Origin of the sequence: Stackebrandtia nassauensis DSM 44728 (assembly GCF_000024545.1) — a bacterium.
GTDB lineage: Bacteria > Actinomycetota > Actinomycetes > Mycobacteriales > Micromonosporaceae > Stackebrandtia > Stackebrandtia nassauensis.
Genome location: NC_013947.1, coordinates 648,216 through 660,658 on the forward strand (window position 1 = coordinate 648,216; position 12,443 = coordinate 660,658).

At 67.3% G+C, this 12,443-nt stretch carries 11 protein-coding genes and 1 riboswitch; of the genes, 2 read left to right on the top strand and 9 right to left on the bottom strand.

What is annotated here, in order from left to right; all coding sequences use genetic code 11:
- Nucleotides 1-14: 14 nt before the first annotated feature.
- Nucleotides 15-629: a hypothetical protein gene (locus tag SNAS_RS03035; protein WP_013015898.1), complete on the bottom strand. Its 615-nt coding sequence runs from the start codon at nucleotides 627-629 to the stop codon at nucleotides 15-17.
- Between the two features lie 47 nt (nucleotides 630-676).
- A riboswitch (ZMP/ZTP riboswitch) is annotated at nucleotides 677-781 on the top strand.
- 47 nt (nucleotides 782-828) lie between these two features.
- Here SNAS_RS03035 and purH point away from each other — a divergent pair.
- Together purH and mdh are read left to right on the top strand one after the other, a co-directional pair.
- Nucleotides 829-2,385, top strand: coding sequence for a bifunctional phosphoribosylaminoimidazolecarboxamide formyltransferase/IMP cyclohydrolase (gene purH, locus SNAS_RS03040; RefSeq protein ID WP_013015899.1), 1,557 nt, complete (start codon nucleotides 829-831; stop codon nucleotides 2,383-2,385).
- 105 nt (nucleotides 2,386-2,490) lie between these two features.
- Nucleotides 2,491-3,441, top strand: a complete 951-nt coding sequence (gene mdh, locus SNAS_RS03045) for a malate dehydrogenase (RefSeq protein WP_013015900.1) — start codon at nucleotides 2,491-2,493, stop codon at nucleotides 3,439-3,441.
- A gap of 63 nt (nucleotides 3,442-3,504) precedes the next feature.
- On the opposite strand, the gene SNAS_RS03050 is transcribed toward mdh, so the two are convergent.
- The 8 genes from SNAS_RS03050 to SNAS_RS03085 all read right to left on the bottom strand — a co-directional run bounded on the left by SNAS_RS03050 (nucleotide 3,505) and on the right by SNAS_RS03085 (nucleotide 12,365).
- Nucleotides 3,505-4,815, bottom strand: coding sequence for a YibE/F family protein (locus tag SNAS_RS03050; RefSeq protein ID WP_013015901.1), 1,311 nt, complete (start codon nucleotides 4,813-4,815; stop codon nucleotides 3,505-3,507).
- Between the two features lie 94 nt (nucleotides 4,816-4,909).
- Nucleotides 4,910-6,700, bottom strand: coding sequence for an ABC transporter substrate-binding protein (locus tag SNAS_RS03055; RefSeq protein ID WP_013015902.1), 1,791 nt, complete (start codon nucleotides 6,698-6,700; stop codon nucleotides 4,910-4,912).
- Entirely contained in the window at nucleotides 6,697-6,888 is a 192-nt protein-coding gene (locus SNAS_RS35620; RefSeq protein ID WP_013015903.1) for a hypothetical protein, read from the bottom strand. The genes SNAS_RS03055 and SNAS_RS35620 overlap by 4 nt, the downstream gene beginning before the upstream one ends.
- A 6-nt stretch (nucleotides 6,889-6,894) precedes the next feature.
- Nucleotides 6,895-7,932: an ABC transporter ATP-binding protein gene (locus SNAS_RS03065; RefSeq protein ID WP_052304881.1), complete on the bottom strand. Its 1,038-nt coding sequence runs from the start codon at nucleotides 7,930-7,932 to the stop codon at nucleotides 6,895-6,897.
- Nucleotides 7,925-8,971, bottom strand: coding sequence for an ABC transporter ATP-binding protein (locus SNAS_RS03070; RefSeq protein ID WP_013015905.1), 1,047 nt, complete (start codon nucleotides 8,969-8,971; stop codon nucleotides 7,925-7,927). Before SNAS_RS03070 ends, SNAS_RS03065 begins: the two co-directional genes overlap by 8 nt.
- 7 nt (nucleotides 8,972-8,978) lie before the next feature.
- Nucleotides 8,979-9,875 carry an ABC transporter permease gene (locus tag SNAS_RS03075; protein WP_013015906.1) on the bottom strand — a complete coding sequence of 299 codons (897 nt, stop codon included), beginning with the start codon at nucleotides 9,873-9,875 and terminating at the stop codon, nucleotides 8,979-8,981.
- Complete coding sequence (locus tag SNAS_RS03080) at nucleotides 9,872-10,969, bottom strand: ABC transporter permease (protein WP_013015907.1); 1,098 nt, start codon at nucleotides 10,967-10,969, stop codon at nucleotides 9,872-9,874. Before SNAS_RS03080 ends, SNAS_RS03075 begins: the two co-directional genes overlap by 4 nt.
- A gap of 184 nt (nucleotides 10,970-11,153) precedes the next feature.
- Complete coding sequence (locus SNAS_RS03085) at nucleotides 11,154-12,365, bottom strand: sensor histidine kinase (protein WP_013015908.1); 1,212 nt, start codon at nucleotides 12,363-12,365, stop codon at nucleotides 11,154-11,156.
- Between the last annotated feature and the right edge of the window lie 78 nt (nucleotides 12,366-12,443).

Here is a 12,443-nt window from a genome sequence, read left to right on the forward strand (position 1 = left end):
GAGACCATATCTCGTCAGGGACGGGGGAAGTCGATCCCGGAACCGTCGGGGAACGTGATGCGGTCGTATTCGGTCCGCCAGCGTTTCACGACGCCGTCGTAGCGGTACTGGTCCGTGCCCAGTTGCCAGACGGTGCGTATCCGCACCGACTCGACGGGCAGGGTGTGGATCCCGCCGGTGAAGGTCTGGCCGACGTCCTTGGCGAAGTCGCCGAGCCTCGCCATCGTCGTGTCCGACGTGCCGGACAGCGGATCGGCTGACACCGAAGCGAACCGGCGGTCGGTCAGCACCCAGATCGAGTGGTAGTCGTCGGCGTCGGCGAGTCGGGCCGCCAGGCAGTCCCACCGCTTCCCGAAGGCGATCGGCTGCGGGGCTTCGGGACCGTCGAGGATGCCGTACAGGAAGTTCCTGATGTTGTCCACGAGCAGGAACGGGGAAATCAGCGCCACGCCCAGTGCCCGCCAGAACGGGTGCCGGATCGGCACGCCCTCGCCGGTGCGTCGGTGGACCTTGTAGTTGACCGCGCCGAATTCCGGTGTGGGCCAGGCCAGCCGTTCGCCGGGTTGCAGCCAGCCGTGCGAGAGTGCTGGTGCGGTATCGCGTTCCGGGTTGAACCTGCGGTATGACACGTCTCGATTCTCGCCGCGTCGAGGGGGCGCTGAATCCCCTGTTAAGGTCACATCGTCGCGACTGGCGCACGGCGAGACACGCCGAAGGTGGAGTACCACCAGGGAGCGACACCCAACCAGCAGACTTTAGGTCGAACGCCTGGGCCGCGAAGTCGAACCGACCCCCTGTGTCGGCGACCAGGTTTGCTGAGGAGAAGACATGACCACCGACAACGACGCCCGCAAGCCCATCAAGCGGGCGCTGATCGGCGTATACGACAAATCCGGGCTGGACGTGCTGGCGCTGGGCCTGCACGAGGCCGGGGTGGAGCTGGTGTCCACCGGCGGGACGGCGGCGGCGATCGCCGACCTCGGGGTTCCCGTCACCAAAGTGGAGGAACTCACCGGGTTCCCGGAGTGCCTGGACGGACGGGTCAAGACCCTGCACCCCAAGGTGCACGCGGGCCTGCTGGCCGACCTGCGCAAAGAGGCCCACGCGGCCCAGTTGCAGGAGTTCGGTATCACCGCCTTCGATCTGCTGGTGGTGAACCTGTACCCGTTCGCCGAGACGCTGGCGGCGGGCGCGGAGTTCGACGAGACCGTCGAGCAGATCGACGTGGGCGGACCGTCCATGGTGCGCGGTGCCGCCAAGAACCACGCGAACGTCGCGGTGGTCGTCGATCCCGGCGACTACGAGGAACTGCTGGGCGAGGTCCGCGAGGGCGGTTTCACCGAGCCGAAGCGACGGGCCCTGGCCGCCAAGGCTTTCGCGCAACTGGCGACCTACGACTCCCAGATCGCCAGCTGGCTGAGCCGGTCCACCGCGGCGGGTTTCCCGCCGTTCGTCGGCACGCCGCTGCACAAGACGGCCGACCTGCGCTACGGCGAGAACCCGCACCAGGCCGCCGCCCTGTACACCGACCCGCAGTCGTCCGACGGGCTGGCGCAGGCGAAGCAGCTGCACGGCAAACCCATGTCCTACAACAACTACGTCGACGCGGACGGGGCCTGGCGGGCCTGCAACGACTTCCGGCACCCGTGTGTGGCGATCATCAAGCACTCCAACCCGTGCGGCATCGCCACCGCCGCCAACGTCGCCGAGGCGCACCGCAAGGCGCACTCCTGCGACCCGGTGAGCGCCTACGGCGGCGTCATCGCCGTGAACTCGCCGGTGTCGCCTCAGCTGGCGCGGCAGGTCGCCGAGATCTTCACCGAGGTGATCGTCGCGCCGTCCTATGACCCGGAGGCACTGAAGATCCTGCAGGCCAAGAAGAACCTGCGGGTGCTGAAGGCGCCGCGCTGGGCGGCCGAGCCGATGGAGTTCCGCAACATCTCCGGCGGCGCGCTGGCGCAGGCCCCGGACCGGATCGACGCCGAGGGCGACGACCCGGCGAACTGGAAACTGGCGACGGGCTACGCGCTGGACCCCGAGGCGATGGCCGATCTGGCGTTCGCGTGGTGGGCGGTGCGGTCGGTGAAGTCGAACGCGATCCTGCTGGCCCACGACCTGGCCACGGTCGGCATCGGCATGGGCCAGGTCAACCGGGTCGACTCGGCGCGGCTGGCCGTCAACCGGGCCGGGGAGCGGGCCAAGGAGTCGATGGCGGCCTCGGACGCGTTCTTCCCGTTCCCGGACGGACTGAAGGTGCTGGCCGCGGCCGGGGTGCGCGCGGTGGTGCAGCCGGGCGGCTCGATCCGCGACGAGGAGGTCATCGCGGCCGCGAACGAGGCCGGGCTGACGATGTACTTCACGGGTACAAGGCACTTCTTCCACTAGCCGGGCCCAGGCGGGCTCATCTCACCCTCTGGGCACCCGAGGGTGAGCGCGTTGTGCTGCCGGAATAACGTACTGGCAAAAGCACACTCACGAGCAGGAGCAGTCATGGGCAAGAAGGTCACCGTCGTCGGCGCCGGTTTCTACGGATCCACCACGGCGCAGCGACTGGCCGAGTACGACGTCTTCGACACCGTCGTCCTCACCGACATCATCGACGGCAAGCCGGAGGGGCTGGCGCTGGACCTGAACCAGTCGCGCTCCATCGAGGGCTACGAGACGAAGGTGATCGGCGCCACCACCGGCACCGACGGCAGCGGCTACGAGGTCATCTCCGGTTCCGACATCGTGATCATCACCGCCGGGCTGCCGCGCAAGCCGGGCATGAGCCGCATGGACCTGCTGGAGGTCAACGCCAAGATCGTGCGCGGCGTCGCCGAGAACGTCGCCAAGTACGCTCCCGAGGCCGTCATCATCGTGGTGTCCAACCCGCTGGACGAGATGACCGCGCTGACCCAGATCGCGTCCCAGTTCCCGAAGAACCGGGTCATGGGCCAGGCCGGAATGCTCGACACCGCCCGGTTCACCCACTTCGTCGCCGAGGAGCTGAACGTCCCGGTGGCCTCGGTCAAGACGCTGACCCTCGGATCGCACGGCGACACCATGGTTCCGGTGCCGTCGCAGTGCACCGTGGACGGCAAGCCGCTGTCGGAGGTCCTGGACGCCGACAAGATCGAGTCGCTCGTGGACCGCACCCGTAAGGGCGGTGCCGAAGTGGTGGCGCTGCTGAAGACCGGTTCGGCCTTCTACGCGCCCTCGGCCGCCGCGGCCCGGATGGCTCGCGCGGTCGCCGAGGACTCCGGCGCCGTCATGCCGGTCTGCGCCTGGGTCGACGGTGACTACGGCATCTCCGGCGTCTACCTCGGCGTCAACGCCGAGATCGGCGCCACCGGTGTCCGCAAGGTCGTCGAGACCCCGCTGACCGACTCGGAGCTGGCCGGTCTCAAGGAGGCCGCCGAGGCCGTGCGCGCCAAGCAGGGCGACGTCGCGAACCTCTAGACACCAAACACTGGGCCACAACGACAACGGCCGCGAACCCGTACGGGTTCGCGGCCGTTTCGGCTATCGCGGCTCCTCGGCCTCGGGACGGCTCTCCGGCGGCGGGGTCTCGTCCTCGTGCATGTCCAGCCACTCGTTGCGGGGCCGTTTCGGGCGCGGCCCCGGCGTCGCCAGCTCCACCCCGGGCGGGGGAGCGAACTTGTGGACGGTCAGCGCCGCCAGCAGCGTCGTCAGCGGGACGGCCGCGATCAGTCCGATGGTGCCGACGATGCCGCGCACGATCTCCTCGGCGATGAGCTGCGTGGTCAGCGTTTCGCTCAACGGCCGGTCAGCGGCGGCGATCAGGATCAGCAGCGGCAGCGCCGCCCCCGCGTAGGCGAGGATGATCGTGTTGACCACCGAGGCGATGTGCGAGCGCCCGATCCGGGCCGCCGCCGAGTACAGCTCCCCGAACCCGTACTCGGGGTTGGCGCGCGCCAGCTCGGACACCGCGCTGGCCTGGGTCACCGTGACGTCGTCCAGCGCCCCCAGCGAGCCGATGAGGATGCCCGCCAACAGCAGCCCCTCGGTGTTGACGCCGTGGTACATCGACAGGACGCTGGTGTCCTCGTCGGAGATGCCGGTCAGGTGCGCCATGCCCACGGCCAGCGCCGACAGCAGCCCGGTCAGGACCAGGCTGCACAGCGTCCCGGCCACGGCGATGGTCGTGGTGGCGCGGAACCCGTGCGTCAGGTACAGGACAGCCAGCATGATCGCGCAGGACCCGACGATCGCCACCGGCAGCGGCGACTCGCCCGACAGGATCGCGGGCACGATGAACAGCAGCAGCACCGCGAAGGTCACGGCGAGCCCGACGAGGCTCAGCAGCCCCCGCAGCCGTCCGAAGGCGATGACGGCCAGCGCGAACGCGATCGCCAGTATCCACAGTGGCGTTGATCGGTCCTGGTCGATGATCGAGTACGAGAACTCGGCCTCGGGCAGGTGCATCAGGATGACCGAGTCGCCGACCTCGACGTAGGGCGCGCCGGGTCCGTTGGGCAGGGTCGAGGTGACGATGTCGCCCTCATCGGCGCCGCTGGTCAGCTCCACGGTGACGGTGCCGCAGCGTTCGGGCTTGGCCGACGCCCCGCTGTCGCCGGGTTCGCCCCCGGGCTCGGTCCCGGTGTCGGGGCACTCCTTCAGCGAGATCCCGGTGACGGTGCCGGTGACCTCCTGGGCACCGGCGGCCGACGTCGCCTCGGGTTTGTCGGTCGGCCACATCAGGGCCATGGCGATCGCGGTGGCCACCGCCACCGGCACGAGCAGGTACAGCGCGAACCGCACCGTGGTCGGCGTGTTCTTCTCGTCGGTCTGGTGTGAGTGGACGGTTCCCATGCGGAGTCCTTACTGTGGCTGCCGCGACATGGTAAGCGAAAGTCCCGGACCCGTCAGGGCCCGGGACTATCACAACACCCGGTGAGGTGGTCCTTTACACGGCGCCGGTCTTGCCCTTGAGGATGGACATCATGACCGGGTTGTCACGGTAGATGTCGTTCTCGGCCAGCGACTTGTCGGTGATGAACTTCTTGACGCCGGTGCCCTCGATGCCGTAGCTGAGCCGCACGAAGCCGACGATCGGCAGCCGGGGCAGCGTCTCGTTGAAGATCGTGGCGAGCTTGGCGTGGGCTTCCTTGCGCTTGGCGTCGTCGTCGGAGGTGTGGGCGACCTCGTAGATCTTCTCGACGTCGGTCTCGCCGTAGGCCTTGGAGTCGACCTTGGCGGTGTCCAGCGACATGCCCGGTTCGTCCTTGGTCCGGTTGTTGTCGGTGAACCAGGCCATCTGCCAGGCGCCGAACATCTCGGGGTGGAACGGGTTGCCCCACTGCCGGACCGCGACCTGGTAGTCACCGGCGGGCCAGATACCCCAGATCGAGGCCTCCTCGGCGTTCTTGGTCGTCGTCTTGATGCCGAAGTTGTTCCACTGCTCGGCGACCTGCTTGGCGGTGGCGTCGAAATCGTTCCAGCCGTTGACGGCCAGGATCTCGTACTCGGCCTTCTTGCCCTCCTTGGTCTCCCAGGAGTCGCCCTTCTTCTTCCATCCTGCTTCCTCGAGGTACTTCTCGGCCTTGTCGGGGTCGTACTCGTAGGGGTCGAACTTGCCGATCTCGGACGCGCCCACCACTTCCTTGGCCTGGTCGTCGGCGCAACCGGCCATGTACTCGGGCACGAAGTAGCCGCCCTTGCCGAGCGCGATCTTGCCGACCTCGTCCTTGTTGATGATGTGCATGAGCGCCTTGCGGACCCGCACGTCCTTGAACTCGGGGTTCGACTTGTTGTTGAGCATCAGGCCGATGCCCTGCTGGTCGTCGAACTTGAACTCCTTGAGACCTTCGGTTCCCTTGAGCTGCTTGCGTTCGGCGGGGCCGAGGACGTGGGTGATGTAGTCGACCTTCTTCTCGGCCACCAGCTGCGCGGCCTCGTCGTTGCTGGCCTTCTCGACGTGCACCTTGTCGAAGTTGACCTTGTCGGCGAACAGGCCGCCCTTGTTCTTCTTCATGGTGACCTTGGTGTCGGACACCTTGGACGCCTCGATCACGAACGGTCCACAGGAAATCATGTCGTCGAACTTGAGCTTGCCCAGTTCGGTGACGAACTTCTGCTGTTCCTTGTCGCCGTTGCGAACCCCGTCGTTGAACAGCTTCAGGGCCTTGTTCAGCTGCTCGTCGTAGCGGGACGAGGCGTGGACGCGGGTGCGCATCACCTCGTACTCGATTCCGGGGAAGATCTTGTCGAAGGTGATGTTGATCTTGTCACCGTCCTTTTCGATCTTCGTGACGTTGGGCCAGCCGTCGACGCCCGGCGCCACGTTGAGCTTGCGCTCGGCGAAGCTGCCCATGAAGTCGTCGATGGTGAGCTTCGAGCCGTCGCTCCACTTCACGCCCGAACGCGGGGTGATCGTCAGGACCTTGTCGTTCCATTCGCTGCTCTCGGCGAGCATGTACTGCCACTCGTTGGTCTCCCAGTTGCGCAGCGCGCAGCGCGGGTAGTACAGCTCCGAGATCGGCGCGGCCATCAGCAGGGTGGTGTCCGGGACGATGGCGTTGAAATTCTGGGACGACTTGTCGAAGTCGTAGGCGTACACGAAGGTGCCGCCGCGACCGGTGTCGCTGGAGTCGGCCTTACAGCTCGACAGGGCGACGGCGCCCGTCGAGGCGACCGCGCCGATGCCGACCAGCTGAAGCAGCCGTCGGCGGGACATGTTGGGGCTAAAGGAGGTCACGACCTCCTCCTCTCTATATAGAAAACCACAGTGGAGAAAAGGCCGAGGAAGACTCCCAGGCCACATGTGATGCCGGTGATGACGAATTCGGCGCTACCCGGCTTGAGGAAGGCCACGAGCAGCAGTGCCGAGGTGCTGATGAGGAACACCGCGGCCACCAGGCCCATGCGGGCCAGCTGGGTTGGCATCGGTTCTCACCCGGCTTTCAGGTCGCGGGCGAGCACGTGACAGGACAGCCGCCGCGAGTCAATGGATTCCAGGATGGGCAGTTCGTTGTCGCACAGTCCGGGTTCGTAGAGGGGACAACGGGGGTGGAAGGCACAGCCGGACGGCAGGTCGGTGAGGCTCGGGATCTCCGAGCTTCGCAACCGGATGGTCTTCTTGGCGCGCGCCAGTTTCGGGTCCGGTTCGCACACCGCCGAGATGAGGGCCTTGGTGTACGGGTGCTGCGGGTCGCCGATGATCTGGGGTGTCGGTCCCTGTTCGACGATCTTGCCGAGGTACATGACCGCGATCTCGCCGTCCCAGGCGAAGTACTTCGCCACGGCGAGGTCGTGGGTGATGAACAGGAAGCCCACGCCCAGGTCGTCGCGCAGCGCCCCGAGGGTGTTGAGGAGGCTGACCCGGATCGACACGTCCAGCATGGACGTCGACTCGTCGGCGATGAGCAGTTTGGGTTCCATGGCCAGCGCCCGCGCCACCGAGACCCGTTGCCGCTGGCCGCCGGACAGCTGGTGCGGGTACTTGTCCAGGCAGTACTCCGGCGGGGTCAGATCGACGCGGGTCAACAGTTCGATGGCGGCCTCGCGGGCCTGCTTCTTGGTCTTGACGATGCCGCGCGCCTTCAGGCCGCCGGTGACGCTGGACAGGATGGTGCGCACCGGATTCAGCGAGGCGTACGGGTCCTGGTGGATGTACTGGACGTCCTCGCGGTAGGTGTTCCACTCCTGCTTGGCCATTCGCGCGACGTCCTTGCCGCGGTACAGCACCTGGCCGCCGGTGGGGCGGGTCAGCCCGGCGGCGGCCCGGGCGGTGGTGGTCTTGCCGCAGCCGGACTCGCCGACCAGGCACACCACCTTGCCCTTGCCGACGGTCAGGTCGACCCCGGACACGGCGGGCACCTTGCCGCGCTTGGTGTCGAAGACCTGCTCCAGTCCGGACAGTTGGAGCAGCGGCGGCGCCGCCGGCTCCACGTCGGTCGCTTCCAGTCGCGGGGCTGCTACCTCAGACACGGGACACCACCTGTCGGGAGAATTCGACCTGGTCGCTGTGCAGGCAGGCCGCGGTGTGCGGCGGGTTGCCGTTGGAGCCCTCGATGCGGGTCAGCGCCGGGATCTCGTCGGAGCACTCGGATGTGGCGTAGCCGCAGCGCGGCGCGAAGGCGCAGCCGGGCGGCAGGTTCGCCAGGTTCGGTGGCGTGCCGGGGATCGACTCCAGTTCCGGCAGGTCACCGGCGACCGGCAGCACCGCCTTGATGAGTCCGGCCGTGTAGGGGTGGCGCGGGTTGTAGAAGATGTCCTCGGCGGTGCCGGACTCGATGATCCGTCCGGCGTACATGGTGGACACCCGGTCGGCCAGTTCGGCGGCCAGGCCGAGATCATGGGTTATGAAGATCATCGAGAAGCCCAGCCGTTCCCGCAGCTCGTGCAGCTGTTCCACGATGGAGCGCTGTGTCAGCAGGTCCAGTGCCGTGGTGGGTTCGTCCAGCACCAGCAGTTGCGGCTCCAGGGCCAGTGCCAGCGCGATCAGGGTGCGCTGCTTCATGCCGCCGGACAGTTCGTGCGGGTAGCTGCGCAGCACCCGGTCGGGTTCCAGCCGCACCAGGTCCAGCAGTTCCTCGGAGCGCCTCTTGATGTCGGCCGTACTCCAGCGCTTCTGACCGTTGGCGTGGTCGCGCAGCGTGTCCTCGAAGTGGTCGGCGATGCGCTGCACCGGATTGAAGGCGTTCATGGCGCCCTGGAACACCATCGCCGCCTCGCTCCAGCGGAACCTGCGCAGCTCCTCCTTGCCGAGCTTCATGATGTCGGAGCGGCTGCCGTCCTTGCGGCGGTAGGTGACGGTGCCGCGCGGCACCCGGCCCAGCCGGGGCAGCAGCTTCAGCAGCCCGAGCCCCAGTGTCGTCTTGCCGCAACCGGACTCGCCGACCAGCGCCATCGACTCGCCCGGGTACAGGTCGAAGTTGATGTCGGACGCGGCGGTCACCTCGGTGCGTTTCCCGGTGCGGTAGCTGATCTCCAGGTCGCGGACCGACAGGATGGGTTCGTCGTTCACCGGTGGCCTACCTTTCCCTCAGTCGCGGGTTGAGGGCTTGTTCCAGGGAACGGCCCATCGTGATCAGTCCGATTTGGAACAGGATGATGAGCGCCAGCGGCGCGGCGATGTACGGGATCGCCTCGGGCAGCTTGAACGCGCCCGACTTCCACGACTCCTGGATCATCAGGCCCCAGTTGTCGGCTGTGGACGGCAACAGGCCGAGCAGGTACATGCCGACCAGCGCGTAGATGGCGTTGTTGATGGCCAGGATGAAGTTGACGAAGATATAACCGGCCATATTGGGCAGAACCTCGGCGAAGATCACCGTCCGCACCGGGATGTTCTGCAGTCGCGCCGCCTCGACGAACTCGCGCTGCCGCAGCGACAACACCTGCGCCCGTACCGATCGCATCAGCGGCGCCCAGGTCGTCAGGCCGATGATGACGGCGATGGCGGTGGGCGTGATGGACCGGAACATCGCGGTCAGCACCAGCATCAGCACGATGCTGGGGATGGTCATCGTGATGTCGGTGAGCTGCAGGAAGAACGTGTCGAGTTTGCCCCGGACGAATCCGGCGATCGAGCCCAGCACGGTGGCGACCACGACCGCGATCGACGCGGCCAGGATGCCCACCCACAACGGTTCGGCGCCTCCGGCCACCAGGGTCAGGAACGAGTCCTTGCCCTGTCCGTCGGTACCGAGGATGTGTTCGGAACTGGGTCCGGTCCAGATGAGATCGGAGTTGGAGGGGTTGGTGGTGTCGATGAGCAGCGGGCCCAAAAACGCGAAACCCATGACCAGCAGCACGATGACGCCGCCGACGAAACCGCTGGGGGAGCGGGTGAGTCCGCGCCACACGACGGTGCGGGTGCGCAGCGGGGCCGCCGCCTCGGGGGGAGTGGTGGTGCCTACCGCGGTCATTTCGTGGCCTCCGTTGCCTCGCCGGAGCGGATGCGCGGGTCCAGCCAGCCGTTGAGCAGGTCGACGACCAGGTTGCTGAACACCACGGCACAGGTCAGGATCAAAACGACGGCCTGGATCACCGGGTAGTCGCGCAGCGAGATCGACTTCACCAGCAGCTGTCCGACGCCGGGGTAGCTGAGGATCTCCTCCACGACGATGGCGCCACCGACCAATGTGCCCACTTGGAAGGCCATGGTGGGCATCATCGGCAGCACCGAGTTGCGGCCGACGTAACGGGTGCCGACCCGGCGCTCCTTCAGGCCCCGCGCCTTGGCGATGGTGATGTAGTCCTCGCTGAGCACCTCGGTGGTGGCGGCCTTCATCATCAGCGCCCACGCGCCGGTCAGCGTGAACGCGTAGGTGATGACCGGCAGGACCACGTGGTACAGCGCGTCGCCGATGAACACCGCGTTGAAGCCGGGTTCCACGCCCTCGGTGAGCCGTCCGCGCATGTCCCAGAAGTCGAACAGCCCCAGCCAGGTCGATCCGATCAGGACGATCGCCATCGCGCCCAGGTAGTTGGGGATGGCCGACACCGTCGAGGCGATCTGGGTGGCGACGTGGTCGAACCAGCCGCCGCGCTTGTACGCCATGATCATGCCGACGGTCATGCCGATGCTGATGGCCACCACGACGCCCAGCCCGACGCTGAACAGCGTCCAGGGCAGGTACTTCATGATCTGTTCCAGCACCGTGGTGTCGCGCTGGCTGATGGTCCAGCCGAAGTCGCCGGTGGCGAGGTTGCCGAAGTACTGGAAGTACTGCGAGAAGATGTTGGCGTCCGGGTCGTAGGGCAGCACCTGCCGGGCCTGCTCCCGGGCCTGGTCGATGTTCATGCCCTGCTGCGACAGCCGTCCGGCGATCACCTCGATGGGGTCGCCGGGCATGGCGCGCACCATGAAGAAGGTGCCCGAGGTGACCAGCCAGATGACGAACAGGGCGTACACGATGCGCCGGACGACGTACACGCGCCACAGCCTGAGCAGCGGGTTCACCGGTTTCGGGGGCGGCAGGTCGGTCTCGGCGTGCCGCTTGGGGGCGAGGGTAACCACGACGAGCACTCCTTTGAGGGCCGAAAAAACTAATAAGAGTCTTTTCGAAAAGAAAGTACTCGGTGTGAGCCGGGATACGGAATAGAAGAAGCTAAATTGTTACCTTTATTGACCAAAAGGCCGAGAACCCCGTGCCACCCGCCCCTGACGCGGCCGTCCGGCCGCGAACCGGGAACGGGGATCGCTACTGCGGCAAAGGCAATCGCGCCGACAGCACCCAGTGCGTCCCGTCCTCGTCGGCCCCGGCGGTGACCTCACCGTGCAGCAGCCGCACCCGCTCGGCGGTGCCCGCGAGCCCCCGCCCGGGCCGGTTCGGCCGGGCCTTCGGCAGCGGGTTCACCACCCGCACCCCCAGACTCCTGGCCGAGACCTCCACGGTCACCTCGACGGGCTCGCCCGGCGCGTGCCGCAACGCGTTGGTCACCGCCTCCTGCACCACCCGGTAAGCCTCCCGCGACACCGTGGCGGGGATCGACGTCAGCCCGTGGCCGAGATGGCGCTGCACCGTCGTCCCGGTCGCGGCGACCCGATCCAGCAGCGGCCCCACATCGGCCAGTGTGTACTTCGGCTCCCGCGTCGCGGCCTCCTGCCGCAGCACGCCCAGGACGTGATCCAGGTCGTCGAGGGCCTGCCGGGAGGACTCCTCGATGGTGGTCATCGCCTGCCGCGCCGAAGCCGGGTCGGACTCCATCAGCTGGTTGGCCACCGCCGCCTGAATCGTCGACGTGGTCAGGGTGTGCCCGATCGAGTCGTGCAGCTCCTGCGCCAACCGGTTGCGGCGCGCCAGATCGTCGGCCCGCTCCTCAACCGCGACAAGCTTCTCCGCCGCGTAGGGCCCCAGCAGCCGCGGCGCCAGCCACCGCAGCCACGCCGCGGTGGCGGCGGTCAGATAGGCCGCGACCGGCAGCTGCGCCAGCGCCACCGCGATCGTCCACAGTCCAGCGGTTCCCGCCGCTATCGATATGTCCGCGAACAGATAGGTCACGGTGTCGCCGCCGTTGAGCCACAGCAACGGCAGCAGCACCGTCGTGAGGGCGAGCATTCCCGTGACCAGCATCAGGGCCCCGCCGGAAACCGCCAGCACCACCAACCACACGGCGGTGCGCAGTCTGGCCGACCACAACGGACGGGTACCGGCCTCGGGGATCGCGGTCCCCAGCATTTGATTCGCCAACCACACCCACCCCTGCCGGGTCTGGGCGAACAGCCCCTTCGCCGCGACCCCGGCCACCAGCACCACCAGGAAGATCGCGGGTTCCGCACGGCGGGGCCAGTTCGGCAGCACCGCCAGCAGCGCGATCACTCCGGCGGGCAGCCAGCACATCGCGCCCAGCAGCGCGAACACCCAACCGGTATACGTTCGCCGGTCGAGCAGGGGAGCCAAGACTTTCCACACGGATGTGAGTGTGCCACCACGTCCGCGAGCCCACCTCCCTCTTGGGAGGGGTATCGATTTGGCTCCCGCTAGCCAGGC